We start from the raw sequence: 25,711 nt of genomic DNA on the forward strand, positions 1-25,711 counted from the left end.
AATACACCTCATACGGGATTTGATCCTGTCGTGCGGGGTTGAGGGGACAGGCGCGGTTGCGCCTGCCGCGCCGGTATGCCGCGCGAGACAGGGAGGATTAGGCGTGAACTACGAGCGGAAAGTGGAAGCGATGGACAGCCTGGCGGGCACGCAGAGCTATTATCAGGAGGCGGACGACAGCCGCCGCAAACGGACATTTCTGATCGTGGCGCTGGTGTTGATCGCGCTCGCGCTCGGCGCCACCTATTACGCCTTTACCCACGGCAAGGGCGCGGCTGATGCCGGAGGGCAGGGCGCGGCGGCGATCCCGAATGTCACCGTGGTCATTCCCGGCCGTGTGTCGGTCGAAGCAGTGATTTCCGCCAACGGCACGATCGCGGCACGTCGCGAAATGCCGGTCGGCGTCGCGGGCGAGGGCGGACAGGTCGTTCGCGTGCTCGTCGAGCCCGGCCAGTGGGTCGGCGCGGGACAGGCGCTGGCGGTCATCGATCGCTCGGTGCAGACGCAGCAGGCGGCGAGCCTCGCGGCATCGATCCGCGTTGCGCAGGCCGATGCCAATCTGGCGCAAGCCGAACTGGAACGCGCGCAGGCGCTTGTCGGACGCGGCTTCATCTCGAAAGCCGACATGGATCGCAAGCGCGCAACGCGCGATGCCGCCAATGCGCGCGTCCGTGTCGCGCAGGCGCAATATGGCGAGGCCACCGCACGCAACGAGCGCCTGAACATCGTCGCGCCCGCGGCAGGCCTGGTGCTGACGCGCCAGGTTGAACCGGGCCAGATCGTCGGCGCCGGCAGCGGCATCCTGTTCCGGATGGCGCGCGGCGGCGAGATGGAGATGCTGGCGCAAATGGCAGAGGCCGATCTGGCCCGCGTCAAGGTCGGTACGCGCGCGACGGTGACGCCGGTCGGCACCGATGCTCAGATTGCCGGGCAGGTCTGGCAGAAGTCGCCGGTGATCAACATGGATACCCGTCAGGGCACGGTCCGCATCGCGGTCCCGTACAGCGAGGCTTTGCGTCCGGGCGGTTTCGCCGACGCGCGGCTGATCGCGGGAACCGCCGAAGCTCCGCTGCTTCCCGAAAGCGCGGTGCAGAGCGGTCCCGAGGGCAATTTCGTGCTGATCGTCGATGCCAATAACGTCATCAAGCGGCAGCCGGTGAAGGTCGGCACCGTGACCGATGGCGGCGTGTCGATCGCGTCGGGCCTGACGGGCACCGAAAAGGTCGTGGCGCTGGCTGGCGCGTTCCTCAACCCTGGCGACAAGGTGAAGCCGGTGGTTCAGAAAACCTCGCAATAATCGGCCGAACGGCACGCATAGAGATTTAGTGCACAAGGGCGTTTGATCATGAGCTTTCGCAACATTTCCGCCTGGTGCATCCGCAATCCGGTGCCGCCGATCGTGATGTTCATTCTGTTGCTGTTGGCGGGCGTCGTCAGCTTCAACCGGATGGACGTGAACGACAATCCCGACGTCGAATTTCCGATGGTGCAGGTGGTCGTGGTCCAGCCCGGCGCAGCGCCGTCGGAGCTGGAGACGCAGGTTACCCAGCGCATCGAGGCTGCGGTACGCGCCGTCAGCGGTGTCGATGAACTTTCATCCTATGTGGGTGAGGGCAACAGCCGCACGATGGTGCAGTTCGCAATCGGTACCCCGATCGACCGCGCCTATAACGACGTCAATCAGGCCGTGCAGCAGATCCGCAGCGATCTGCCCGAAGGCATTCTTGAGCCGCAGGTCGTTCGCGTCGACGCCGCGGGCGGCCCGATTACCTATTTCGCGGTCGAAACGTCCGACATGACGCTCGAACAATTGAGCTGGTTCGTCGACAACACGGTCGCGAAGGAACTGCTTTCGATCCCCGGCATGGCGAAGGTCAGCCGTTCGGGCGGCGTCAATCGCGAAATCCGCGTCATCCTCGATCCCGCACGCATGCAAAGCTATGGCCTGACGGCGAGTCAGTTGAACCAGCAACTGCGGCAAGTGAACGTCAATGCCGCGGGTGGGCGCACCGAAATCGCCGGTTCCGAACAGGCGGTACGCGTGCTCGGTAACGCCGAAAACGCTTTCCAGCTCGGCGAAACGCGCATCTCGATCGGCAACGGCCGCACCATCCGCCTCGCCGATGTCGCGAAGGTCACCGATGGCTATGCCGAGCAGCGCAACCTTGCGAAGATCGAGGGCAAGCAGGTGCTTTCTTTCTCGATCGAGAAGGCGAAGGGCTCGTCGGACGTCACGATCCACGACGAGACGATGAAGAAACTCGCCGAGATCAAGAAGTCGAACCCGCAGGTCGAATTCAAGATCCTGTTCACGCGGACCGAATATACGAAGGAACAATATCGCAGCTCGATGCTGGCGATGATCGAAGGCGCGGTGCTCGCCGTCGTCGTCGTGTTCCTCTTCCTGCGCGACTGGCGTGCGACGTTGATCAGCGCGCTCGCGATCCCGCTGTCGGCAATCCCGACCTTCTGGTTCATGGACCTGATGGGCTTTTCGCTGAACGGGCTGTCGCTGCTCGCATTGAGCTTGGTGGCCGGCGTGCTCGTCGACGACGCGATCGTCGAGATCGAGAATATCGTCCGACACATGCGCATGGGCAAGACCGCCTATCAGGCGTCGATCGACGCGGCCGACGAAATCGGCCTGGCGGTCGTCGCGACGACGATGTCGATCGTCGCAGTGTTCCTGCCCGTCGCATTGATGCCGGGGGTTTCGGGCCAGTTCTTCATCCAGTTCGGCCTGACCGTCGTATTCGCGGTGCTCGTCAGCCTTGCGGTCGCGCGTATGATCACGCCGATGATCGCCGCCTATTTCCTGTCGGCGCAGGGCGAGCAGGACCATGCGTCCGGCCCATGGGTCGACCGTTATGAGCGCATCCTTGCCTGGACGCTCGACAATCGAAAGCATCATGCGGTGCGTGCGCGTTACGAGGCGCACCCGACGAAGCTTGCCTATCTGGCGGTTCCGCTGATCCTTGCCGGGCTGTCGGTGCTCTACGCAATCTATGCCTATTTCCAGCCGGTGCCGATCGGGCAGGACAAGCCCAATACGGCGATGTACTTCCTGCTGAAGACGCCGGTCGAAGCAATCATGACCTATCTGGGCGTCGCCTTGCTCATCATCCTGCTCGGTGCGCTTGCCTGGGTGGTGGGGGTGCGTGGGCCGGGCATCACCAACTGGGCGAAGTTCATGGTCCAGCGCGCCTGGGCGCGCCTGTTCGACCATCGCGTCTGGATCGTCGGCATCGGCGTCCTGTCGCTGGGGCTGAGCGTTGTGTTGCTGATGATCCTGCCGCAGCAGTTCCAGCCGACGATCAACAGCGACTATAGCCAGATCCGTTATGAACTGCCGCCGGGTTCGACGCTGGCGCAGAGCGAGCATATCTCGAACCAGATCAACGCGATCCTGGCAAAGGACAAGACTGTCGCAAACGCCTTTTACGAAGTGAATGTCGGCGACGGCGGTGTCTATATCACGCTGAAGAAGGACCGCGAGGTCACCAGTGTAGATTGGGAACGCAGCCTGCAGCCCAAAATGGCGGCGATCCCCGACGCGCGCGTGAATTTCCAGAGCCAGTCGGGCGGTTTCTCGGGACGCGACATCACTTTCGTGATCGGCGGCGACGATCCGGTCGCGCTCGAAAAACATGCGCGCCTGATCGTGTCGCAGATGGAAAAGTTGAAGGAACTTCGCGGTTCGCGGATCGAGGGTGATATCCCGCGTCCCGAAATCATCGTGACGCCCCGGCTCGATCTCGCTGCCGAACTCGGCGTGACGACCTCGTCGCTCAGTCAGACGATCCGCATCGCGACACTCGGCGACATCGATCAGAACGCCGCGAAATTCTCGCTGTCGGATCGCCAGATCCCGATCCGCGTGCTGCTGTCCGAAGATTCGCGCCGCAACCTTGCGACGATCGAGAATCTGCCCGTGCCGACTGCGCGCGGAACGACGGTGCCGCTGAAATCGGTCGCGGTGATCGGTTTCGGTGCCGGGCCGACCGAGCTGCGCCGGTACAACCAGACGCGGCGCATCGTGATCGGTGCCGACCTGGCGCCGGGGCTGGTGACGGGTGACGCGCAGAAAAAGATCGATGCGCTGTCCGCGGTCAAGACGATGCCGCAGGGCATCCGCAAGGTGATCCAGGGCGATGCCAAGTGGCAGGCCGAACTGATCACCAACTTCATGATCGCTGTCGTCTCCGGACTCCTGCTCGTCTTCTCGACGCTAGTGCTGCTCTATCGCCGATTCCTGTCGCCGCTGGTCAACATGTCGTCGTTGCTGCTCGCGCCGCTGGGCGGGCTGCTCGGCCTCTGGATCACCGGCATGGAAGTCTCGATGCCCGTCTATATCGGCCTGCTCATGCTGCTCGGTATCGTCGCCAAAAACTCGATCCTGCTCGTCGATTTCGCGATCGAGGAGATGGACCATGGCGTCGAGAAGGATGCCGCGCTGCTCGATGCCGGGCGCAAGCGCGCGCAGCCGATCGTCATGACGACGGTCGCGATGGTCGCGGGCATGGTGCCGACCGCGCTGTCGCTGTCGGGCGACGGTGCCTGGCGACAGCCGATGGGCGTCGTCGTGATCGGGGGCCTGATCCTGTCGACCATGCTCACATTGCTCATCGTTCCGGCGGGCTTCAGCCTTGCCGACAGCATCGAAAAGCGCCTTGGCCGCTTCTTCTCGAGCAACCTGCTCACCTATCGGAAGGGCGACGATACGAAACCGCACGGGGCGCCGACCCCCGAACCGGCGGAGTAATGGGGATCGGCCGGCGCGGTAAGCCACTGCGCCGGTTGCAACCTTTGCGGCATTTCGCCATTTGGTTTGCATGACCGACCGCACGCTCTCCCTGCCGATTGGTGTCGCCATTCCGGCCAGAGCATCGAACATTCGCGTCGTTGCGACGGGCTTGCTCGTCGTCATGGCCTTTGTCTTCATCGGCGCGAAATATTTTCAGGACGTCAATCCGGCGATCGGCTTTCTCCGCGCCTTTGCCGAGGCGGCGATGGTCGGTGGGCTTGCCGACTGGTTCGCGGTCACCGCCCTGTTCCGCCACCCGATGGGGCTGCCGATCCCGCACACCGCCATCGTTCCGCGCAACAAGAACCGCATCGGCGACACGCTCGCGCGCTTTCTGCTCACCAATTTCCTGCTGCCGCGCCTGATTGCACGCAAGATGCAAGCGGTCGACGTCGCGGGCGCGGTCGGCAAATTCCTGTCCGAACCGGGCGAGGGCGGCGGGCGGCTTCGCCTCGGTGCGTCGCGCATCATTGCCGACGGCCTTGGCGCACTCGATCAGCAGCGTCTGGGCGGCATGGTCAAATCGGCGATCGCCGATCGCTTGCGCGAACTCGACGTCGCGCCCCTGCTTGGACAGGCGCTGCAGGCGGCGCTGGCCGAGGGGCGGCATCAACCGCTTTTGGATGCGATGGTCAAATGGGGGTCGAAGACGCTCGAACTCAACGAGCATCTGATCCACCAGATGGTGCACGACAATTCGAACGCGATCGTGCGCTTCACCGGGCTGGACGAAAGCATCTCGAACCGCATCGTCGCGGGCCTGTCGAAGCTGCTCAGCGAAATGGCGGTCGACGAAACGCACCCGCTGCGCATCCGTGTCGAGGAAGGGCTCGCCAAGATGGCGCTCGACCTGCAGCACGACCCCGAAGTGAAGGCGAAGGTCGCGAAGGTTCGTGACGAGTTGCTCGAAAACAAGGCGGTCAAGCGCTGGCTCGACGGCCTGTGGGAACAGGGCCGCACCGCGCTGCTCAAGGCCGCGCGCAACCCCGACACGATGCTCGCCGGCCGCATCGGCGAACTCGTCACGCAGTTCGGCGCGATGCTTGGCGAGGATGCGGGGATCAAGCGCACGCTCAACCGCTACGCCCGCCGCGCCGTCGTCGGCATGGTCGACAGCTATGGCGAAACCGCGCTCAAGCTGGTGTCGGACACGATCCGCGGCTGGGATGCGAAGACGATCACCGACCGGCTTGAAAATGCTGTCGGCGACGACCTGCAATATATCCGTATCAACGGCACGCTCGTCGGCGGCCTGGTCGGCGTGCTGATCCACACGGTCGACGTGCTGATCTAGGCGCTCGCCGCCAGCCCCTCACGAAAGGTCGGATAGCGCGGCGCCCAGCCGAGCAGCCGCTTCGCCTTGCCGTTCGCCACACGGCGATTCTCGGCATAGAAAGCGCGAGCGGCGGGCGACAGGCCGGCTTCGCCGAGCGATTGCAGCGGCGGCAATGGCGCACCGAGCATTGTGCAGCCCCATTCGACGAGCCGGTTCTGATGGCAGGGTTCGTCGTCGGCGAGGTTATAGACGCCCGCTTGCCCGCGGAACGACGCCATGACGCCGCCCGCGATATCGTCGATATGAATCCGGCTGAAGACCTGGCTGGGCACGTCGATGCGGTGCGCGCGGCCTTCGGCGATGCGCCCGAGGATCGAGCGGCCGGGTCCGTAGATGCCCGGAAGGCGAAATATGCGAACGTCGCTGCGCAAGTCCCGCCATGCCGCGTCTGCCGCATTGCGATCCGCGCGGCGGCCCTTGATCGGCGCGCTTTCGTCGACCCACGCGCCACCCGTATCGCCATAGACGCCGGTCGAGGAGAGATAGCCGGTCCATATCGAGGCGGAGAGGGCGATCGCCTCGCCATAGCGGGCGAGGACGGGGTCTACCCCTTCGACGGGCGGCACCGACGACAGGATATGCGTCGCCTCGCGAACCGCACGCCGCACGGCGATCTCATTGTCGAACGCGATGCTGCCCTCGCGGCCGTCGCGTGTCGTCCCCGCCACGTCCCAGCCACGCGCGCGCAAGCGTCCGGCGAGGTGGCTCGCGGCATAGCCCATTCCGAAAATCAGCATCTGTCCCATCGCGCGCCTTATTGCGCGTCGGCGGCGCTGTGCCTAGATCGATCGGATGACCGACGCTTCCTCTACGCCCGCCATTCCCGTCACCATCTATCGCAGCGACTATCGCGCGCCCGAATGGCAGATCCCCGACATCGCGCTCGATTTCGCGCTGGGGATCGACGCGACGAAGGTCCGCGCGACGCTGTCGGTGGTGCGCGATGCCGATGCGCCGGTGCCGCTGCTGCTGCGCGGCGACGGGCTGACTGCGGCGGCGGTACGCGTCGATGGCGAGGTATGGAACGACTGGCGGATGGACGGCGGCGACCTGGTCGTTGATCTCGGCGAACGGACCGCGGCGACGGTCGAGGTCGATACGGTGATCGACCCCGCATCGAATACGCAGCTTTCGGGGCTTTATGCATCGGGCGGCCTGCTCTGCACCCAGTGCGAGGCCGAGGGCTTTCGCCGCATCACTTTTCATCCCGACCGCCCCGATGTGCTCAGCCGCTACAAGGTGCGGATGCAGGGCGACAAGGCGGCGTTCCCGATCCTGCTGTCGAACGGAAATTGCATCGATCAGGGCGAAGCGGGGAGCGATCATTGGGCGCTGTGGGAAGACCCCTGGCCGAAACCCTCCTATCTGTTCGCGCTCGTCGCCGGCGACCTTGTCGTCAACAAGGATAGCTTCACGACGATGTCGGGTCGCAAGGTCGAACTGGGCATCTGGGTTCGCGGCGGCGATCAGGATCGCACCGGCCACGCGATGCAGGCGCTGAAGGACAGCATGAAATGGGACGAGGAGGTCTATGGCCGCGAATATGACCTCGACCTGTTCAACATCGTCGCGGTCAGCGATTTCAACATGGGAGCGATGGAGAACAAGGGCCTCAACATCTTCAACACCCGCTATATCCTTGCCGACCCCGACACCGCGACCGACGTCGATTATGATGGTGTCGAGGGCGTCGTCGCGCACGAATATTTCCACAATTGGTCGGGCAATCGCGTCACCTGTCGCGACTGGTTCCAGCTCAGCCTGAAAGAGGGTTTCACCGTCTTTCGCGACCAGAATTTCTCCGCCGATATGGGCTCGCCGCCGGTCAAGCGGATCGAGGATGTCCGCCTTCTCCGCGCCGCGCAATTCCCCGAGGATGCGGGGCCGCTCGCGCATCCGATCCGCCCCGACAGCTTTCAGGAAATCTCGAATTTCTATACCGCGACCATCTATAACAAGGGCGCCGAGATCATCCGCATGATGGCGACGATGGTCGGACCCGAACGCTTCCGCAAAGGCACCGACCTCTATTTCGACCGTCACGACGGCGAGGCAGCGACGTGCGAGGATTTCGTGCGCGCGATCGAGGACGGCGCGGACATCGACCTCGCGCAGTTTCGCCGCTGGTACGAACAGGCGGGGACACCGCGGCTGAAGCTTTCGCTGGTCGAAGAGGCTGGCGACTGGTCGCTCGATATCGTGCAGATGGTGCCGCCGACGCCCGGCCAGCCGGAGAAACAGCCGATGATGCTGCCGCTGCGCCTGGCTGCCTTTGCGATGGACGGCAGCGGCGACGCGCTTGCCGACACGCTGGTCACGGTAACCGGCGCAACACAGCGTGTCACGCTTGGACAATTTGCGGCGCGCCCGGCGCTGTCGGTCAACCGCACTTTCTCCGCACCGATCATCGTCGATTTCGAACGTGGCCCCGGCGAACTCGCCTGGCTGGCCGCGCATGACGATGATCCGTTCGCGCGCTACGAAGCGTTGCAGCAGCTCATGCTCGACACGCTTGTCGCCGCGGTATCGGGTGAGGCGGGCGACCGCCGCGCGGTGATCGACGCCGTCGGGCAGACGCTCGCGGGGGCGGCCAGCGATCCGGCTTTCGTTGCCGAAGCGGTGCTGCTGCCCAGCGAAGCTTTCATCGGCGACCAGATGCTCACCGTCGATCCCGACGCGATCCGCCGCGAACGGCTCGCGTTGCAGGCGGCGATCGGCACCGCGCTCGAAAGCGAATGGCGGTCCATCCTTGCCGGCAAGGCGCCGCCCGCGACCGACCTATCGCGCAAGGCCAAGGGCGGCCGCCGCCTGCGCGGCGTTGCGCTTGCCTATCTCGCAGCCACCGGGGCGGACGATGCGCCCGCGCTTGCGTTCGACATCTTCTCCAATGCCGACGGCATGACCGAACGGCAGGCGGCATTGGCGACGCTCGCGCACGGCGACAGCGATGAGCGTGCTCATGCGCTCGACATCTTCTATCAACGCTATCGCGACAATCCGCTCGTGCTCGACAAATGGTTCCAGGTACAGGCGTGGTCGCTGCGTTCCGACACGGTCGATGCGGTGAAGGGCCTTGCGCAGCATCCCGATTTCACGTTGGCGAACCCGAACCGCGTCCGCTCGCTCTATGGTGCGCTGACGGGCAATCAGGCGGCGTTCCATCGTGCCGATGGTGCGGGCTACCGGTTGATCGCCGATCTCGTCATCGCGCTCGATCCGAAGAACCCGCAGACCGCGGCAAAGATGATCCCCCCGCTCGGCCGCTGGAAACGTTTCGGCGACGCGCGGCTGGCGCTGATGCGCGCCGAACTCGAACGCATCCTCGCGCAGCCCGGCCTGTCGCGCGACGTGACCGAACAGGCGTCGAAGAGCCTTTTGGGTTGATGTCCGGCAGGCGGTGGGGAGCTGTCTTGCGTTTACCCCACTTCCGTCATCCCGGGCTTGACCCGGGATGACGAGGAAAGATAGCGCGGCAATCGGTCGGTTCCCGTCATTCCATCCAGATTGGCGGTGAACGGCGGATATGAGGTGGAGAGCGGACGTTGCGTCACCCCACTTCGTCATCCCGGGCTTGACCCGGGATCCCGCTTTTTGACGCACTCACCGACTTCGACTTCAAGCGGGACCCCGGATCAAGTCCGGGGTGACGATATGGAGAGGGCAGCTCCCGGTCGTTATCCGCCCTTCATCATTCAAGGCACAGTCACGACAGGCTTTTCATCGCCATAAAGGTTTTTCCATTCCACCTCGGCCTGAATGCGCGGAAAATAGGCCCAAGTCTTGATGTCGATCGCGCGGGCAAGCCAGGGTTTGGCCTTCTCCCTCTCGCCGCGCATCAGCCAGTACATGGCCAATGTGTAGCTCGACGAGGATTTCGCGCCATCCGCTCCGCCGAACGGCCGGCCTGAATCCCTTTCGGTGTAGTAATCCTCGGTAAACCGATTTCCACGAAAGAGTTGAATGGCGTTGAAATAGAACGGCCCTTCGCCTGTCGGCGATAGATCCTCGGCCCTGAACTTATACCGTGCGAGCAATTCGTCCGCCTCGATCGTGTGATCGAGCTTCATCAACGCAAGATATCGCCAATATAGCGGGGCAGCGATGTCCTGAGGGTTTCCGGTCAACAGGATCAGTTGATAGGCTCTGTCGAACCATTTTTCGGCATTCCGATAGTCGCGCTTTGCGAAATAGGCGCCGCCGAGATGATAATATAGATAGAATTGGACGATGTCCGGCGTGCCGGGAAACTGGCTGGGCCCCAGCTTTTCGCGCTCCAGCGGCTGGCCTTCATATAGCGCCGCCGCCTTCAGACCGTCAGCGATCGAGAGATCGAACTCGCGAAGATTGAAATAACGGTGCGCCCGGTGGCGCAGGAGCTTGGCAGAGTTCGGATAGCGTTTGAGCCCTTCGGTGAACACCGCAACCGCTTCCCGGCCCAGCGTCTGGTAACCGAGCATGCGGCCATACCAGACTATATTGTCGATCGTCGGTTCGCGCTCTGCCGCAGCCTTTGCGTCGGCGACAGCCCAGAGCAGCGTCTGGGTATCGGTGACATTGGTCGGATTGACGTCGTCCGTATACATGGGCTCTCCCAATAGCGAGAGCCCCTGAAACGACCGCGGAGCTTCCTGTGCCGCCACGGGCGCAGCCATCGTCAAGGCCGCCACGGCAATAGTCAGACGCTTCGCGCTTTTCATGAATGATCCCCATCTGCAACAAATTATCCAATAGGAAAATTAATGCCCGATTAGAAATGTTCGTGCAAGCGGATTTTGGCAGCGACCCGGGGCGATGTTTCTTGCTGTCGAAAATCATGGCGCAAAGAAAATCTGAATTGCAAATGACTCGCAATAACATATAAGCCCGCCAGCGGCATGTCGTGCGCGCTGGAAAGGGATATGATGTACGCCTTTGTCGACCGGCCGGTGGAAAACCTCTGCAATGGCGGTCGTTTCCTGCTCTGGGCGATGCGCGGGTGGGTTTCAGCGGCGGAGCGGGGGCAATGTCCGCCGCAGATGCTGTTTCGCGGTTTTGCGGCGGTCGATGCCGCCGGGGCGCTTCCCGATTTCCATATCGCGATGGCGCTGCTCGGCGGTGACGCGGTCGAAACGCTGGTGCTCGCACCGATGCCCTGCCTCCAGATTTCAGAGGATGAAGCAATTCTGCTTGGACTCTGGCGCGATTTTTCGCTTGGGGATGCCGCAAATGCCCGCGCGACGTTGGCCTTGATGGCCGAGGGAGACAGCGTCGGCCCGATCGCAAAGGCGATGGGCGCGGCGGTCGACCGGCTGCTCGCGGCGGGATTCGATATGCCGGCCCTCGCGGCCGGCTCCATGACGCATCAGGAAAGTTCAAAGTGATGAGTGACCGTATTGCCGAAGCCGCCAAGCTGGCCCCCTCCGCCTCGTTGACCGTCGAGGAAGTAAGGTCGGTGCGCCATTGGAACGAGCATCTGTTCAGCTTCACGATCACGCGTCCGCCGAGCTTCCGCTTCCGCTCGGGCGAGTTCGTGATGATCGGCCTGCCGGGCGAGGGCCGCCCGCTGCTGCGCGCTTATTCGATCGCCAGCCCCGCCTATGCCGACGAGCTCGAATTCCTGTCGATCAAGGTGCCCGACGGCCCGCTTACCTCGCGGCTCCAACTGATTCAGCCCGGCGATCCGGTCTATCTCGGCCGCAAGCCGACGGGGACGCTCGTCGCCGATGCGCTGACCCCCGGCCGGCGTTTGTTCATGCTCTCGACCGGGACGGGGCTCGCACCCTTCCTAAGCCTTGCGCGCGATCCCGACATTTATGAGCGCTTCAACCAGATCGTGATCGTCCATTGCGTGCGGCAGGTCAGCGACCTCGCCTTCCGCGACGAACTCGAAAGTCAGCTTGCGGGCGATCCGCTGGTGCAGGACCAGGCGCTGCTCCAGTTCCACTATCTGCCCACGGTGACCCGCCAGCCGTTCCGCACGACGGGCCGCATCGATGCGCTGATCGACGATGGTTCGCTCTTCGGTCATCCGTTGACCGGCCCGACCGAATTCGATCCGGCGACCGACCGCATCATGATGTGCGGCAGCATGGCGATGATCCGCGACCTGCAGGCCCGTTTCGAGGGGCTGGGCTTCAAGGAAGGATCGAACGCCGCGCCCGGCGATTTCGTCATCGAGCGCGCGTTCGTCGGTTAGGGCCAAATCCCGTCAGGGCTTGTCGGCGTAGGCCTTTACCAGATCGAACATATAGTCGCGTCCGACATAGACCGATTTGACTTCCATTCGTTCGTTGAGGCCGTGGGCGCCGTTGCCGTCGGGATCGCCCCACATGCCGGGTATCCCATAGGTGGGGATGCCGGCGGCGCCGAGGAAGGTCGCATCGGTATAGCCGTTCGCCATCGACGGGATGACCTTCAGTCCCGGCCAATATTTGTCGACAAGCTTCTGCATCGGTCCGATGATCTTGGGGTCGAGCGGCGGCGCGGGCGGGGCGGGGCGTTTCGGGGCTAGCTGGGTGATCGCGACACCCGGGTCGCCGATGACCTTTGCGAGCTCGTCCTTGATCGATTCGATGCTGTGGCCCGGAAAGATGCGGCAATTGATGTTCGCGCCCGCGCGCTGCGGCAGCGCGTTCGGCGCATGGCCGCCGTCGAGCAGCGTCGCGACGCAGGTCGTGCGCAGATTGCTATGCAGGAATGGGTCCTTGTTCACGATCGCCTCGGCCGCCTTGTCGGCGGGGTTCTTCGCGAGCGCGACCATCGCCCCGCCCGTCTCGTCGCCGCGTGCCGCGCCCGCCTCGGCAAAGAAGCGCCGGGTCGTGTCGGTCATTTCGACCGGGAAGTCATAATCGCCGATCTTCGTCAGCGCGCGCGCAAGTTCATAGATCGCATTGTCGGGCACGGGCGCCGAACTATGGCCGCCGGGGTTGCGCGTTTCGAGGCGGAAATTGGCGAAGGTCTTTTCGCCGACCTGCACCGACTGGCCGAGGACCTTGCCCTTGCCGTCGCTGTCGCCGCCGCCGCCTTCGTTGAGCGCAAATTCGGCGTCGATCAGGTCGCGCTTGTTCGCGGCGAGCCATTCGACCCCGTTGAACGCGCCATTGGTTTCCTCGCCGCAGGTCAGCGCGACCTTGACCGCGCGCTTCGGCTTGTATCCGGCCTGCTGGAAACGGATCAGCGTGTCGACCCACACCGCGGCCTGCGCCTTGTCGTCGGCGGTGCCGCGGCCATAGAAATAGCCATTTTCCTCGACCATGACGAAGGGGTCGCGTTCCCAGTCGGCGCGTTTCGCCTCGACCACGTCGATATGCGCGACGAGCAGGATCGGCTTCGCGGTTTTCGAGGTCCCCGGATAGACGGCGACGAGGCCGCCTTCCTTGGGATTTTCGGGTGTCGCAAAAAGGGTGAGTTGGCTGTCGGGGATGCCCGCCGCCTTGAGCCGCGCCGCCATGCGTTCGGCGGCGAGCGTGCAACTGCCCGATGACAGCGTCGTGTTCGTCTCCACAAGCTCCTTATAGAGATCGCGGAAGGCGAGCTGATCAGGCCGCGGCGCCGCATCGGCGGCGATCGCGGGCGCCGCGACGAACAAGGTGGACGCCAGCAGCGCGGACAGTCTTTTCATCATTATTTCCCCCATTTGATTGCGCCGAAGGGAGCAGAAAGGCCGCGCGACTGCAAGCCGCGATGCGCAGCCTCTTGCGCCGCGAAGGGCTTTCGCGCAATCGGGTGTCCGTGGGGGACAGGAGCCAGCGTGACGAGACTAGATGACCACCCGCCGGGGTTGGTGGCGCGCGGCGTGCGCCGATTATTGCTTTTGCTGTACCGGATGCGCGGTTGGACAGCGGTCGGGAGCGTGCCCGAACCGCGCCGCTTCGTGCTGATCGCCGCGCCGCATACGAGCAATTGGGACTTCGTCAATTTCCTCGGCGTTGCCGGCGACTTGGGTATCAAGCCGCATTTCATGGGCAAATTGTCGCTGTTCCGCTGGCCGCTCGCCGGCTTCATGAAACAGATGGGCGGCATTGCGGTCGACCGTCGCGGCGGCACCAACGTCGTGCAGCAGATGGTAGGCGAGTTCGCGCGCCGCACCGAATTCATCCTGACCGTCGCGCCCGAAGGGACGCGCGGCAAGACGAAGAAATGGCGCACCGGATTCTATCAGATTGCACTTGCGGCGAAGGTACCGCTGGTCGTCGGCTTCATGGATTACAGCAAGAAGACGGGTGGGCTCGGCCCGCTGATCTGGCCCACCGGCGATTTTCGCGCCGACATGCTGAAGGTGTTGGAAACCTATAAAAATTGCATTCCCAAATTTCCCGAGCGCGCGGTCCAGTCGATCGATGATATAGTCGGTGTCGACGAGGAACCGGATATGCGCGCATGATCGATGCCCTTTTGCTGTTGGCGACCAATTTCGCGGGGTTGCTCGGCGTAATTCTGGTCCTGTGGGGCATTTCGGTCGTGATCCGCGATGTGTCGTTCATCGACGCCTTCTGGGCGTTCGGCATGGTGCTGCTCGCATGGGGCACCGCCTGGCAGGTCGGTGTCGAGGCACCGCATGCGAAGCTGCTGCTGGGTCTGACCACGCTCTGGGGTCTGCGGCTTGCGATCCATCTGACGATCCGCTGGGCGGGCCATGGCGAAGATCCGCGCTACAAGAAAATCCTCGCTTACACGGGCGAAAAACGAAAATGGAGCTGGGCGAAGACCGCATTGATCATGGTTTTCCTGACCCAGGCGCCGTTGCTGTTCGTCACCTGCCTGCCTGCACAGCTTGGCATCTGGGCGAGTGCGCTCGGTCCGCAGGACATCGGCATCCTTGGATGGGCAGGCGCCGCCGCGGCGCTCGCCGGGATCGCATTCGAGAGCATCGGCGATGCGCAGCTCGACGCATTTCGCAAGAATCCGGCGAACAAGGGCAAGGTGCTCGACACCGGTCTGTGGCGTTATACGCGCCACCCCAATTATTTCGGCGACGCGCTGACCTGGTGGGGCATCTGGCTGGTGGTCGCCGACATCGGCTGGGCGCCCGCGCTCGCGAGCTTGATCGGCCCTGTCTTCCTGACCTTCACCCTCACCAAATGGTCGGGCAAGGCCCTGCTCGAAAAGGGGCTGCACAAGACGCGGCCCGACTATGCCGCTTATGTCGCGCGCACTTCCGGATTCATTCCGTGGCCGCCAAAGACCGGGGCTTAGGCGGCGAGGAAAGCCCGGCCGATGTGTCGGCGCTGGGCGACGCGCCGCGCATTCGCGCGATCCTGATTGCCGCTGCGCGCGCAGGGCGAAGCGTCAGCTATTCCGAATTGCTGGGCGACCTCGGCTTCCGTTTCACGCGGCCCAAGATGCGCGCGGTGTGCCGGACGCTGGAGGAAGTCGACCGCCTCAGCGCGCTGGACGGCGAACCCGATCTGGCGGTGCTGGTGGTGCGCGAGAGCGACCGTCTGCCCGGCCAAGGCTGGTGGGTCGGCGGGACCGCGCTGTTGCTCGGCTATGATGGACCGTGGGAGGGGGCCGCGGCGGCGCGCTTCATTCGCGAGCAGCAGCAGGCGGTGTTCGATTTTTGGGAGGAGCGATAGGCTGGTTTCGCGTGGGAGCGACTCCCTCCATCCTCGTCTCGTCGACGTGGAATTCGATCAGCCCGGATAACGTTCGTTCATGACGTCCCAGCTCAGCACGACCAGCTTTTCGAGCACGTCCAGATCGACGTCGGCAAGCTTGTTGATGTAGAGGCAGGACTTGCCATTCTTATATTTGCCAAGCTTGGCGAGCAGGGCATCGGCCTCGGGCTGGCGCTTCTCGTAATGGCCCATCAGATAAAGCGTCATCGCAGCCTTGCGCGGCGAAAAGCCCGCGCGGCACATCGTCCCCGACCGGCCGCTGTCATAGAGATAGTCGTAACTGCCATAACCGATGATCGACGGCCCCCACATCCTGGGCTCGAGGCCGGTGACGCGGCGGTGCATCGCGTCGATCACGGCTGCCTCGTCGCGCCGCCGGCTGTCGGGGACGGCGGCAATGAAGTCGGCGACGCTCACTTCGGTCGCCTTGGTCTTGATCTCATCCTTGCCCATCGCCTCTCTCCCGCCGTGAGATGAGAATAGCGCGCCCACGGCGCGAAGCAATCAGCCGTGCATGACCGCAATCGCCTGCGCCAGCGTGCCGATGCGCGCACGAAAGCTGTCGGGTACCACCACTTCGACCTCGGCGCCCAGCGCAATCATCTCGCGCGCGCCATGGTCGCTATCCTCGACCATCAACGTCATTTCGCGCCAGCCGCGTTCATCGGGTGCGCCTGCCGTCGCCACTGCATCCGCGCCGCGCGGCGATTGCTGAGCCAGCCGCTTGCAACCTTCGGGCGATGCGCGAACGGTCGCGGCGGTGGCAAAAAGTTCGGCCTCGAAACGCGCCTGTTCGCCTTGCCACCATGCCGGCAGCCGGAAATCCTTCGGCCATTCGAACGTCGCCTCGTCCGCTTTGGGATCGAAAATGTTCGAGACGCGAAAGACGCGGATCTTTCCCGCGCCGCGCGCCGCGAGATACCAAACGCCGGCCTTTAGCACGAGGCCGAGCGGTTCGACCGTCCAGTCACGCAGCCCCTGCCAGCTGTCATATCGCATCGCGAGCAGGCGCTGGTCGAACACGGCGCGCGCGATCGTCGGCAGCGACGGCAGGCTTTCGCGGCTTCGGTACCAGCCCGCCGGATCGAGGTGAAACCGCGCCGCCATCCGGTCGGCGACCGCCCCGCCGCCACCCGGAATCGCAGCAAGCAACTTGCCGCGCGCCGCGCTCGTCGCCGCGCCAAGTCCCAGTTCGGCGGCGGGACCGGGCAGGCCGATCATCGTCGCCACCTCGGCCTCTTCCGCCGACAGTCCCGTCAGCCGCGTGTGATAGCCGTCGAGCAACTGGAAACCGCCCCCTGGGCCGCGATCGCCATATACCGGCACCCCCGCCGCCGACAGGGCATCGATGTCGCGATAGATGGTCCGTTCGGACACCTCGAACTCGGCGGCAAGATCGGCCGCCGTCAGCCGCTGGCGCAGTTGCAACAGGATCAGGATCGAGAGGAGGCGGCTCGCGCGCATTTTTTCGCTGTAGCAGAAAATAACTGACAGAGAATGTCAGGATAGCGGGCGTAGCAGGGGCTGGTCACCGAGGGAGGGACCCCATGGCCAATATCGACCGCCGCACCGTCATCGCCCTTAGCGCAGGAGCCCTTATGTCCACTGTCATTCCCGCCGCGGTATCCGCTGCGATCAATCCAGCCCCCGTCGGCAAGCCCGGCGATTTCGATTTCCTCACCGGCGAATGGCGCATCCATAATAAATTCCGCGAAGGCGAAAAGTGGATCGAATTCCCCGGCGAAGCGACCGTCGTCGGCATCCTCGGGGGCATCGCCAGCGTCGAGGAACTGCGCATCCCCGCGCGCGGCTTTTCGGGAATGGGGCTCCGCCTGCTCGATGTCGAAAAGAAGATCTGGTCCGACCATTGGGTCAACGCCAAGTCGGGCGTCGTCGCGGTGCCCGGCCAACTCGGCGTATTCGAGGATGGCGCCGGCACCTTTCTGTCCGAAGGCGAGGGTGCGGAGGGGCCCGAACTCTATCGCGGCGTATGGGACCGGATCACCCCGAAAAGCTGCCGCGGGTTCCAGGGGACTTCGCGCGACGGCGGCAAGACGTGGGACGATAGCTGGTTCATGGATTGGACGCGCGTTTCATAAGATGCCGCGCCCCTGCGAAGGCAGGTGGCCTGCACCGACACTAAGGACTGAACGCGGTCGTTGATTTGCTTCGCGGCGATGGGAGATGGGCCCCTGCTTTCGCGGGGGCGCGGTGCATGTATGCCAATACACATGCATTGCGCGATCAAGGCTGGCCTGCTAGCCGCGCCCGCGTCCTTCCCTCGCCAAAGGTGTCAAAATGTCCGAGTCCTTCAAGCGCGTCGTCCTCGCCTATTCGGGCGGCCTCGATACCAGCGTCATTCTGAAGTGGCTGCAGGTCACCTATGGCTGCGAAGTGGTGACCTTCACCGCCGACCTGGGGCAGGGTGAAGAGATCGAGCCTGCGCGCGCCAAGGCCGAACTGATGGGCGTAAAGCCCGAGCATATCTATATCGACGATGTGCGCGAAGAATTCGTCCGCGATTTCGTCTTCCCGATGATGCGCGCCAATGCGCGCTACGAGGGCGATTACCTCCTCGGCACCTCGATCGCCCGCCCGCTGATTTCGAAGCGTCTGATCGAGATCGCCAAGGAAACCGGTGCCGATGCGGTCGCGCATGGCGCGACGGGCAAGGGCAACGACCAGGTGCGCTTCGAACTTTCGGCCTATGCGCTCAACCCCGACATCAAGGTCATCGCCCCCTGGCGCGAATGGGACCTGACCAGCCGCACCGCGCTGATCGACTTTGCCGAGAAGAATCAGATCCCGGTGCCGAAGGACAAGCGCGGCGAAAGCCCGTTTTCGACCGACGCCAATCTTCTGCACACCTCGTCGGAAGGCAAGGTGCTCGAGGATCCGTGGGAAGAGACCCCCGACTATGTCTATTCGCGCACGGTGAATCCGGAAGACGCGCCTGACGCGCCCGAATATATCACGATCGATTTCGAACGCGGCGACGGCGTCGCGCTGAACGGGCAGGCGATGTCGCCCGCGACGCTGCTCGCAGCGCTCAACGATCTTGGCCGCAAGCACGGCATCGGCCGCCTCGATCTCGTCGAAAACCGCTTCGTCGGCATGAAGTCGCGCGGCATGTACGAAACGCCCGGCGGCGAAATCTATGCGCGTGCGCACCGCGGCATCGAAAGCATCACGCTCGATCGCGGCGCGGCGCACCTGAAAGACGAGCTGATGCCGAAATATGCCGAGCTCATCTACAACGGCTTCTGGTTCGCGCCCGAGCGCGAGATGCTGCAGGCGGCGATCGATCACAGCCAGACGAATGTCACCGGCACCGTCCGCCTCAAGCTCTACAAGGGCAATGCCAGCGTCGTCGGGCGCAAGTCGCCGCTCAGCCTCTACAGCGAACGCCATGTGACCTTCGAGGACGACGCCGGCGCTTACGACCAAAAGGATGCGGCAGGCTTCATCAAATTGAACGCCTTGCGCTTGAAATTGCTGGCAAAACAGGGTCAATAAAGCGGCCGGGCACGGGCCCGACTTCGACAGGAGCCTTGGTCCATGTTCTCGCTTTTGCTGGCGGCCGCCAGCCTGACGCCCGCGTTCAACGACGCCTCCTATGCCGACCTCGGCTATGTGAACCGCACCGCGGGCGAATGTGTCGCACGCTTCGGCACTGGCTCGATCGAGATTCGTCAGGCGTTCAACGACGCCGACCGCACGATGATCAATGTGGCGGTCGTGACGGGCAAGCCGACGCGTGCGCTGCCCGTGGGCGCGAAACTGTGGGCTAAGTCGAGCTATGGCCCCGCATGGCGCGCGGTGGTGATCGAATCCTCGCCGCAGCGTCTTCGCTTCGTGGCGCACAACCGCTTCGTCGGCGATCTGTTCAGCGAGGATTCGCTGACGATCGCGCTTCATGAGCGGCTCGATGCGGGCGACGCGGTGCTCGTCGATACGGGATCGGACACCTCCGGTTTTCGCGGCAAGCTCGCTTCGGCGCTCGATTGTTCGGATGGTCTTGGCATCTGATTTTGGACGCCGCCGCGCCGTACGGAAAATCGGTGGCGCGAACGGGTGATCGTCGGCACAATCGCCGACATGCGCTTCTTCGATTTTTCATCATGGCAAAGCGTCGGGACGACGCTGCTGGGCCTCGCGCTGGTGACGCTGATCGGCGTCGGTATCCGGCTGATGGTCATGATGACGATCCAGCAGCGCCGCGAACGGATGAATCGCCAGATCAACGAGCGACTCCGCACATTGATGGCGGCATACAAGACGCTCGGTGGCTCGTTTACCGGCGATCTGATGGTCGACCCGCGCCATCTGCGCGACATCAAGCGTCAGGCGAGCGGCGCCGAACTGGCCGTCGACCTGTCGGACGAGGCCGCGCCGGATGACGATGCGCCCGGCGAATCGGACCGGCCGCGCCGCATTCGCGACGCTGTCGAGGCCGCGCTCTCCGACATCATCCTGCTCGGCACCGAGGCGCAGGTACGGCTTGCCAGCCGCGCGGCGCAGGAACTTGCCGAGGGGCGACCGGTGCATGTCCACGACCTTGTGGTCGAACTGCGCGACTTCATCCGCAAAGCGCTCGATCTGGATCCGGTTCCGGCCGACGTCGTCATCCCCGCCCAAGGCCCGACACGCCCGTCGAGCGGCGGCGGCAAGGCCGGCGGCCGCAGCAACGAGGCGCGCGGCGGGGCCGGCGGGGGCGGTGGACGCGGTGGCGGGGGTGGCGGCGGAATGGGTATGGCGGGCGGCCTTGGCGTTGCTGGCGGCGCTAGTCTCGCCCGCGGATCGACGCCCGACGAAGCCGCAGACGTATCCGGCGAAGCGCAACAGAAATGAGGGGTTAGCAAGCGGCCCGCACCTGCGCTAAGGCGCGGTGCATGACTGCGACCCGTTTCTTCTCCGATAATGCCGCAACCGTTCATCCCGTGGTGATGGAGGCGCTGGCGGCTGCCAATCATGTCGACACAGCCTATGACGGCGACGCGCTCAGCCAGTCGCTCGATGCCGCATTCTCCGACCTGTTCGAAACCGACTGCGAAGTCGTGTGGATCCCCACCGGAACCGCGGCGAACAGCATCATCCTCGCCCATTTCGTGCGCCCGTGGCAGGGTATCCTCTGTTACCAGGAAGCGCATATCGAGGTCGACGAATGCGGCGCGCCGACCTTCTATTCGGGCGGCGCCAAGCTGATGACCTTGCCCGGCCGCGGGGCCAAGATCGATGCCCAGGCGCTGAAGACAAGAATCGCCGGAATCCGGAAGGATGTGCATCAGGTCCAGCCCGCGGCGATCAGCATCACCAACGCGACCGAATATGGCCTGTCGTGGCGCGCGGGCGAAGTCGGCGAGATCAGCGAGATCGCCAAGGGCGCGGGCATGAAGCTTCACATGGACGGCGCGCGCTTTGCCAATGCCGTTGCGTTTCTGGGTTGTTCGCCCGCCGATGTGACCTGGCGCGCGGGGGTCGACGCGTTGTCGTTCGGCTTCACCAAAAATGGTGCGATGATGGCCGAAGCGATCGTCTTTTTCGGCGGCAGCGGCGGACCGGGCGTGCGCGAACTCAAGAAACGCGGCGGCCATTTGCTCAGCAAGGGGCGCTTCGTTGCGGCGCAAATCCGCGCGATGCTGGCGAACGACCTGTGGCTCACCAACGCGCGTGCCGCCAACGCCGGTGCCGCCAAGCTGGCGGCGGCATGCGGCGGCAGGCTGATGTATCCGGTCGAGGCGAACGAGCTGTTCGTCCGCCTGACGGTCGAGGAAGCCGCGAAACTGCGCGCTGCCGGGTTCGATTTCTATGACTGGGGCGAAGGCGCGGCGCGCCTTGTCGTCAGTTGGGATCAGGACGCCGAGGCGGTCGCGCCGCTGGCGGCCGCGATCGGCGCGCTGTGAGCAGCGAGCAGCCGACGCTGCTCAGCCCAAGGGTGCTGCTGCCCTTCATGCTGGTGACGTTGATCTGGGGGTCGACCTGGATCGTCATCACGGGACAACTCGGCGTCGTGCCGCCTAGCTGGTCGGTGACCTATCGCTTTGCGGTTGCGGCGATCGCGATGTTCGCTTTTGCCATCATACGGCGGGAGCGGTTGTGGCTTGAGCCGGGGGCGATGGCCTTTGCTGTGGCGCTCGGTGTCGCGCAATTCACCTTCAACTTCAATTTCGTCTACCGCGCCGAGCAGCATATCACCTCGGGCCTGGTGGCCGTGCTTTTCGCGCTGCTGATCGTCCCCAACACATTGCTTGGCCGCGCCTTCCTCAAGACGCCGCTCGAGGGGCGTTTCCTTGCCGGCGCGGGCATCGCGATCATCGGCGTCGGGCTGATGATCCTCCACGAATATCGCGCCGCGGCATTGGATGCGGGTGAGGTGCTGCTGGGCACCATGCTGACTCTCGCCGGCGTGATGAGCGCGTCGACCGCCAATGTCATGCAGGGAACGCGCATCGCACGCGCGCAGTCGATGGTGGTAATGATTGCGTGGGCAATGCTTTTCGGGGCGCTCGCCGACGGCAGTTACGCGTGGATCACGACCGGACCGCCGACGATCGAGCCGACCGCGACCTACATCGGCGGTGTGCTCTATCTTGGCGTGATCGCCAGCGCCGTGACCTTCCCGCTTTATTTCAACATCATCCGTGCCGTCGGGCCGGGGCAGGCGGCGTGGTCCAGCGTCCTGATCCCGATCATCGCGATGGGCTTTTCGACCGCTTTCGAGGGCTATCGCTGGGCGACGCTGTCGATTGCGGGCGGTATCGTCGCGCTGATCGGGCTGGTGATCGCGGTCGCGAAACGGCCCGAACGACCGTCGGTCAGCGGCAATATGGTGTCGGTACCGGTCGATCCCGAAAGCTAGTTGCCATTGCTGTATTGTTTGGATAGTACAGCGGTATGAAATATCTCCTCGGCGCAGTCGCCCTCCTCTCCACTCTCTCTGCGGCACCGGCCTTTGCACAGACGGCCTGCACACCCGGCACCTATGCCGCGCCCGACGGCGACTTCGTCGTGATGGTGAAGTCGCCGGCGGTGGCGGCGCCGGGGCTGCGTTACTTGTTTCGCGACGGCCGCCGCGGCGCGACGAGCGACGCCGGCGTTCCGCTGACGTGCGGTGCCAAGGATGTGACGGTGAACGGCAAGTCGTGGACGCCGATCGCCTTCCGGGAGACGCCCGCGACCTTTGATAGCGTCGGCACGAAAATGAACGGCGTGCTGATCGAGCCGCCGGGTGCGCCCGACGTCAAGCGGCCGCTTGTCGTGATGGTGCATGGGTCCGAACGCACTTCGCCGATCGGGGGCGTCTATGGCTATGCGATGGCGGCGCAGGGGATTTCGGTCTTCCTGTACGACAAGCGCGGCACCGGCGGTTCCGAGGGCGAATATACCCAGAATTTCGAGCTGCTCGCCGAGGATGCGGCAAGGGCGCTCGACCATGCACGCGGCATGGCGACGGCGCGCTTTGGACGCGCAGGCTTTTTCGGCGGCAGCCAGGGCGGCTGGGTCGCACCGCTCGCCGCGACGCGGACAAAGGCCGATTTCGTCGCCATCGGTTTCGGCCTTGTCGCCTCGCCGATCGAGGAAGATCGCGAGCAGATGGTATCGGAAGTTCGCGCGGCGGGGCTGGGCAAGGATGCCGAAGCACTGGTCAGCCGCCTGTCGCAAGCGACCGCAGGCTTGCTGCTGTCCGATTTCCGCTCAGGCTATGACGCGCTCGACGCCGTGCGCGCCGAGATGAGCGACAAACCGTGGGCGACGAAGGTCGAAGGCGAATATAGCGGCGCCATCGCGCGCATGCCGAACGACGAACTCAAGCGGATCGGCCGCGCGCGCGTCGACAATCTGGAACTCATCTGGGACTATGACGCCGTCGCGGCGCTCCGAAAGCTCGATACGCCGCTGCTCTGGGTGCTCGCGGGCGAGGATCGCGAAGCGCCGATCGAAACGACGCGCGGCGCGCTGCTCGGGCTGGCGAAAGCGGGTAAGCCGGTCGATGTCTACCTGTTCCCCGACACCGACCATGGCATGTTCGAATTCACCACGAACGCCGACGGATCGCGCGACGTCACGCGCATCACCAACGGCTATCTGAAATTGCTCGGCGACTGGATCAAGGGCGACGCGCGCGGCGCCTATGGTCGCGCCGAACGCCTTACCCGGCGCTGATCCGCTCGATATCGGCGCCGACCGCCTGCAGCTTTTCCTCCAGCCGCTCGTAACCGCGGTCGAGGTGATAGACGCGGTTGACCTCGGTCGTGCCCTGCGCAGCGAGGCCGGCGATGATCAGGCTCATCGAAGCGCGGAGGTCGGTCGCCATCACCGGCGCGCCGACCAGATGGTCGACGCCGCGCACCACAGCGCTGCGGCCGCGCACGTCGATGTCGCAGCCCATGCGCGCGAGTTCGGGGACATGCATGTAGCGGTTTTCGAAGATCGTCTCGGTGAACAGCGACGCGCCCTTGCCGAGCGTTGCCATCGCCATGAACTGCGCCTGCATGTCGGTCGCGAAGCCTGGATAGGGCGCGGTCGACAGCGTGACGGGTTCGGCGCGGCCCGACATGGCAACGCGAATGCCACCCTTGGTCTCTTCGACCGTCGCGCCCGCCTGTCGTAGCGCGGCGAGCGTCGCTTCCATCTCGTCGGCCTTGGCGCCGACCAGTTCGACATCGCCTTCGGTAATGACGGCAGCGCAGGCATAGCTACCCGCCTCGATGCGATCGGCCATCACGCGATAGGTCGCGCCGTGCAGCCGGTCGACGCCCTCGATCGTCAGGGTTTCGGTGCCGATACCCTCGATATGCGCGCCCATCGCGACGAGGCAGTTGCAGAGGTCGACGATCTCTGGCTCGCGCGCCGCATTTTCCAGCACGCATGTGCCCTTGGCGAGCACCGCGGCCATCAGCGCATTTTCAGTCGCGCCGACCGAAACGACGGGGAAGGTAAATTTGCCGCCGGGCAAGCGTCCGCGTCCGGGCGCACTCGCCTTTACATAGCCTGACGCGAGTTCGATCTCGGCGCCAAAGGCTTCGAGCGCCTTCAGGTGCAGGTCGATCGGGCGGTTACCGATCGCGCAGCCGCCGGGCAGCGACACCGTCGCCTCGCCAGCGCGAGCGAGCAGCGGTCCAAGCACGAGGATCGATGCGCGCATCTTGCGCACAATGTCATAGGGCGCGACGGTCGAGGTCAGCGTCGTCGTGCGCGCGGTCATCACGCGGCCGAAATCCTCGGGCCGCGATCCTTCGATCGTCGTCGAGCAGCCGAGCTGGTTGAGCAGGTGGCCGAACCCGTCGACATCGGCGAGCCGCGGCAGGTTGCGCAGCGTCAACGGCTCGTCGGTGAGCAGCGCGCAGGGCAGCAGCGTGAGCGCCGCATTCTTGGCGCCGGAGATGGGGATACGGCCCTTGAGTCGCTGGCCGCCGCGAATGACGATCTGATCCATCGGCTGTCTTTAGCGCATGCGCGGGACCGCGCAAGCGGACTAGCTATGTGGAACGATAGCCGGCGTCGCCATCGAACTGTTCCTGTGCCTCGCGCTGCCCCTTGCCCATGAAAATATAGCCGACGATCGACAGGACCAGCAATGCGGCGCCGAGCAATGGGACGCCGCCGCGCACCGCGATCGTGAAGATGATCCATATGATATTGAAGATGCCGAGGATCAGGAAAATCTTCTGATTGTTGCCGGCAAAACCATAAACGTCGCGGCCACCCGTGGTGCGGACGCCATGGACGCCCTTCAGGTCGAACGCGTTGTAGAGATAGAAACGGCCGCTTGCGCCGGGTACCAGTTCGGCCGCGACATTGTCCTTTACGACGGCATTGCGGATCGTACGGGTGCCGACGCCATCCTGTTGGAAGGTAATGCTGCGAAAGATCGTCGCGCCACCCTTGGCGCGCCTGAGGTCGGCAGCTTCGATGCGGCCGTCGATGATCGAGGTAGGCATGATTGGATCCCCTGCTGTGGTGCGACCCGGGGAA

General features: G+C 64.3%; 23 protein-coding genes. 16 read left to right on the forward strand and 7 right to left on the reverse strand.

Features of this window, described 5'->3' with window-relative positions:
• The first annotated feature begins 130 nt into the window (after positions 1–130).
• From KEC45_RS03035 to KEC45_RS03045, 3 genes are all read left to right on the forward strand, one after another.
• On the forward strand, positions 131–1,297 hold the full coding sequence (locus tag KEC45_RS03035) for an efflux RND transporter periplasmic adaptor subunit (protein WP_062184381.1): 1,167 nt from the start codon (positions 131–133) through the stop codon (positions 1,295–1,297).
• A 48-nt stretch (positions 1,298–1,345) separates the two neighbouring features.
• A complete protein-coding gene (locus KEC45_RS03040; protein ID WP_252171479.1) occupies positions 1,346–4,762 on the forward strand; it encodes an efflux RND transporter permease subunit in 3,417 nt (1,138 codons plus the stop codon).
• A 70-nt stretch (positions 4,763–4,832) separates the two neighbouring features.
• On the forward strand, positions 4,833–6,098 hold the full coding sequence (locus KEC45_RS03045; protein WP_062184376.1) for a DUF445 domain-containing protein: 1,266 nt from the start codon (positions 4,833–4,835) through the stop codon (positions 6,096–6,098).
• On the opposite strand, the gene KEC45_RS03050 is transcribed toward KEC45_RS03045, so the two are convergent.
• On the reverse strand, positions 6,095–6,886 hold the full coding sequence (locus KEC45_RS03050; RefSeq protein WP_062184373.1) for an NAD(P)-dependent oxidoreductase: 792 nt from the start codon (positions 6,884–6,886) through the stop codon (positions 6,095–6,097). The genes KEC45_RS03045 and KEC45_RS03050 overlap by 4 nt on opposite strands.
• Positions 6,887–6,932: 46 nt before the next feature.
• On the opposite strand from KEC45_RS03050, the gene pepN reads away from it, so the two are divergent.
• On the forward strand, positions 6,933–9,524 hold the full coding sequence (pepN, locus tag KEC45_RS03055; RefSeq protein WP_252171480.1) for an aminopeptidase N: 2,592 nt from the start codon (positions 6,933–6,935) through the stop codon (positions 9,522–9,524).
• A 308-nt stretch (positions 9,525–9,832) separates the two neighbouring features.
• Here pepN and KEC45_RS03060 read toward each other — a convergent pair whose 3' ends face one another.
• Entirely contained in the window at positions 9,833–10,723 is an 891-nt protein-coding gene (locus KEC45_RS03060) for a hypothetical protein (protein WP_062184367.1), read from the reverse strand.
• A 315-nt stretch (positions 10,724–11,038) separates the two neighbouring features.
• On the opposite strand from KEC45_RS03060, the gene KEC45_RS03065 reads away from it, so the two are divergent.
• Positions 11,039–11,500, forward strand: coding sequence for a hypothetical protein (locus KEC45_RS03065; protein WP_152682458.1), 462 nt, complete (start codon positions 11,039–11,041; stop codon positions 11,498–11,500).
• Positions 11,500–12,315: a ferredoxin--NADP reductase gene (locus KEC45_RS03070; protein WP_062184362.1), complete on the forward strand. Its 816-nt coding sequence runs from the start codon at positions 11,500–11,502 to the stop codon at positions 12,313–12,315. The genes KEC45_RS03065 and KEC45_RS03070 overlap by 1 nt, the downstream gene beginning before the upstream one ends.
• 12 nt (positions 12,316–12,327) lie before the next feature.
• Here KEC45_RS03070 and KEC45_RS03075 read toward each other — a convergent pair whose 3' ends face one another.
• Positions 12,328–13,740, reverse strand: coding sequence for a M20/M25/M40 family metallo-hydrolase (locus tag KEC45_RS03075; protein WP_252171481.1), 1,413 nt, complete (start codon positions 13,738–13,740; stop codon positions 12,328–12,330).
• A 129-nt stretch (positions 13,741–13,869) separates the two neighbouring features.
• Between KEC45_RS03075 and KEC45_RS03080 the strand changes: the two genes are divergently transcribed.
• The 3 genes from KEC45_RS03080 to KEC45_RS03090 are packed head-to-tail and all read left to right on the forward strand — an operon-like array spanning position 13,870 to position 15,694.
• Positions 13,870–14,502 (forward strand): lysophospholipid acyltransferase family protein, encoded by a 633-nt coding sequence (locus KEC45_RS03080; protein WP_083435941.1) that lies wholly within the window; start codon positions 13,870–13,872, stop codon positions 14,500–14,502.
• The gene (locus tag KEC45_RS03085; RefSeq protein ID WP_062184353.1) at positions 14,499–15,314 is read left to right on the forward strand and encodes a DUF1295 domain-containing protein; all 816 of its coding nucleotides are present in this window, start codon (positions 14,499–14,501) and stop codon (positions 15,312–15,314) included. Before KEC45_RS03080 ends, KEC45_RS03085 begins: the two co-directional genes overlap by 4 nt.
• On the forward strand, positions 15,290–15,694 hold the full coding sequence (locus tag KEC45_RS03090) for a hypothetical protein (RefSeq protein ID WP_062184349.1): 405 nt from the start codon (positions 15,290–15,292) through the stop codon (positions 15,692–15,694). Before KEC45_RS03085 ends, KEC45_RS03090 begins: the two co-directional genes overlap by 25 nt.
• A gap of 57 nt (positions 15,695–15,751) precedes the next feature.
• On the opposite strand, the gene KEC45_RS03095 is transcribed toward KEC45_RS03090, so the two are convergent.
• Both KEC45_RS03095 and KEC45_RS03100 read right to left on the reverse strand, forming a co-directional pair.
• Entirely contained in the window at positions 15,752–16,189 is a 438-nt protein-coding gene (locus KEC45_RS03095) for a DUF1801 domain-containing protein (protein ID WP_062184346.1), read from the reverse strand.
• Positions 16,190–16,240: 51 nt separating this feature from the next.
• The gene (locus KEC45_RS03100; protein WP_062184343.1) at positions 16,241–17,200 is read right to left on the reverse strand and encodes a YafY family protein; all 960 of its coding nucleotides are present in this window, start codon (positions 17,198–17,200) and stop codon (positions 16,241–16,243) included.
• A gap of 83 nt (positions 17,201–17,283) precedes the next feature.
• Between KEC45_RS03100 and KEC45_RS03105 the strand changes: the two genes are divergently transcribed.
• The 7 genes from KEC45_RS03105 (at position 17,284) to KEC45_RS03135 (ending at position 23,899) form a co-directional block, all read left to right on the forward strand.
• On the forward strand, positions 17,284–17,835 hold the full coding sequence (locus KEC45_RS03105; RefSeq protein WP_062184340.1) for a hypothetical protein: 552 nt from the start codon (positions 17,284–17,286) through the stop codon (positions 17,833–17,835).
• Between the two features lie 199 nt (positions 17,836–18,034).
• A complete protein-coding gene (locus tag KEC45_RS03110) occupies positions 18,035–19,252 on the forward strand; it encodes an argininosuccinate synthase (RefSeq protein ID WP_062184337.1) in 1,218 nt (405 codons plus the stop codon).
• A 42-nt stretch (positions 19,253–19,294) separates the two neighbouring features.
• Complete coding sequence (locus tag KEC45_RS03115; protein WP_062184334.1) at positions 19,295–19,765, forward strand: hypothetical protein; 471 nt, start codon at positions 19,295–19,297, stop codon at positions 19,763–19,765.
• A 45-nt stretch (positions 19,766–19,810) separates the two neighbouring features.
• Complete coding sequence (locus tag KEC45_RS03120; RefSeq protein ID WP_238586736.1) at positions 19,811–20,587, forward strand: hypothetical protein; 777 nt, start codon at positions 19,811–19,813, stop codon at positions 20,585–20,587.
• 41 nt (positions 20,588–20,628) lie between these two features.
• Positions 20,629–21,639 (forward strand): low specificity L-threonine aldolase, encoded by a 1,011-nt coding sequence (locus KEC45_RS03125; protein ID WP_062184331.1) that lies wholly within the window; start codon positions 20,629–20,631, stop codon positions 21,637–21,639.
• The gene (locus KEC45_RS03130; RefSeq protein ID WP_062184328.1) at positions 21,636–22,595 is read left to right on the forward strand and encodes a DMT family transporter; all 960 of its coding nucleotides are present in this window, start codon (positions 21,636–21,638) and stop codon (positions 22,593–22,595) included. The genes KEC45_RS03125 and KEC45_RS03130 overlap by 4 nt, the downstream gene beginning before the upstream one ends.
• A 35-nt stretch (positions 22,596–22,630) precedes the next feature.
• Complete coding sequence (locus KEC45_RS03135) at positions 22,631–23,899, forward strand: S9 family peptidase (RefSeq protein WP_252171482.1); 1,269 nt, start codon at positions 22,631–22,633, stop codon at positions 23,897–23,899.
• On the opposite strand, the gene murA is transcribed toward KEC45_RS03135, so the two are convergent.
• Together murA and KEC45_RS03145 are read right to left on the reverse strand one after the other, a co-directional pair.
• Positions 23,886–25,172: a UDP-N-acetylglucosamine 1-carboxyvinyltransferase gene (gene murA / locus KEC45_RS03140; RefSeq protein WP_062184322.1), complete on the reverse strand. Its 1,287-nt coding sequence runs from the start codon at positions 25,170–25,172 to the stop codon at positions 23,886–23,888. The two genes, KEC45_RS03135 and murA, sit on opposite strands and share 14 nt — an antisense overlap.
• A gap of 43 nt (positions 25,173–25,215) precedes the next feature.
• Complete coding sequence (locus tag KEC45_RS03145) at positions 25,216–25,677, reverse strand: hypothetical protein (RefSeq protein ID WP_062184319.1); 462 nt, start codon at positions 25,675–25,677, stop codon at positions 25,216–25,218.
• Positions 25,678–25,711: the final 34 nt, after the last annotated feature.

The organism is Sphingopyxis sp. USTB-05 (genome assembly GCF_023822045.1).
GTDB lineage: Bacteria > Pseudomonadota > Alphaproteobacteria > Sphingomonadales > Sphingomonadaceae > Sphingopyxis.

Bases quoted from the DNA above. Each gene is read 5' to 3' on its own strand.
- KEC45_RS03035 (WP_062184381.1), top strand. From the start codon at position 131: ATGGACAGCCTGGCGGGCACGCAGAGCTATTATCAGGAGGCGGACGAC.
- KEC45_RS03040 (WP_252171479.1), top strand. From the start codon at position 1,346: ATGAGCTTTCGCAACATTTCCGCCTGGTGCATCCGCAATCCGGTGCCG.
- KEC45_RS03045 (WP_062184376.1), top strand. From the start codon at position 4,833: ATGACCGACCGCACGCTCTCCCTGCCGATTGGTGTCGCCATTCCGGCC.
- KEC45_RS03050 (WP_062184373.1), bottom strand. From the start codon at position 6,886: ATGGGACAGATGCTGATTTTCGGAATGGGCTATGCCGCGAGCCACCTC.
- pepN (WP_252171480.1), top strand. From the start codon at position 6,933: ATGACCGACGCTTCCTCTACGCCCGCCATTCCCGTCACCATCTATCGC.
- KEC45_RS03060 (WP_062184367.1), bottom strand. From the start codon at position 10,723: ATGTATACGGACGACGTCAATCCGACCAATGTCACCGATACCCAGACG.
- KEC45_RS03065 (WP_152682458.1), top strand. From the start codon at position 11,039: ATGATGTACGCCTTTGTCGACCGGCCGGTGGAAAACCTCTGCAATGGC.
- KEC45_RS03070 (WP_062184362.1), top strand. From the start codon at position 11,500: ATGAGTGACCGTATTGCCGAAGCCGCCAAGCTGGCCCCCTCCGCCTCG.
- KEC45_RS03075 (WP_252171481.1), bottom strand. From the start codon at position 13,740: ATGAAAAGACTGTCCGCGCTGCTGGCGTCCACCTTGTTCGTCGCGGCG.
- KEC45_RS03085 (WP_062184353.1), top strand. From the start codon at position 14,499: ATGATCGATGCCCTTTTGCTGTTGGCGACCAATTTCGCGGGGTTGCTC.
- KEC45_RS03095 (WP_062184346.1), bottom strand. From the start codon at position 16,189: ATGGGCAAGGATGAGATCAAGACCAAGGCGACCGAAGTGAGCGTCGCC.
- KEC45_RS03100 (WP_062184343.1), bottom strand. From the start codon at position 17,200: ATGCGCGCGAGCCGCCTCCTCTCGATCCTGATCCTGTTGCAACTGCGC.
- KEC45_RS03105 (WP_062184340.1), top strand. From the start codon at position 17,284: ATGGCCAATATCGACCGCCGCACCGTCATCGCCCTTAGCGCAGGAGCC.
- KEC45_RS03110 (WP_062184337.1), top strand. From the start codon at position 18,035: ATGTCCGAGTCCTTCAAGCGCGTCGTCCTCGCCTATTCGGGCGGCCTC.
- KEC45_RS03115 (WP_062184334.1), top strand. From the start codon at position 19,295: ATGTTCTCGCTTTTGCTGGCGGCCGCCAGCCTGACGCCCGCGTTCAAC.
- KEC45_RS03125 (WP_062184331.1), top strand. From the start codon at position 20,629: ATGACTGCGACCCGTTTCTTCTCCGATAATGCCGCAACCGTTCATCCC.
- KEC45_RS03135 (WP_252171482.1), top strand. From the start codon at position 22,631: ATGAAATATCTCCTCGGCGCAGTCGCCCTCCTCTCCACTCTCTCTGCG.
- murA (WP_062184322.1), bottom strand. From the start codon at position 25,172: ATGGATCAGATCGTCATTCGCGGCGGCCAGCGACTCAAGGGCCGTATC.
- KEC45_RS03145 (WP_062184319.1), bottom strand. From the start codon at position 25,677: ATGCCTACCTCGATCATCGACGGCCGCATCGAAGCTGCCGACCTCAGG.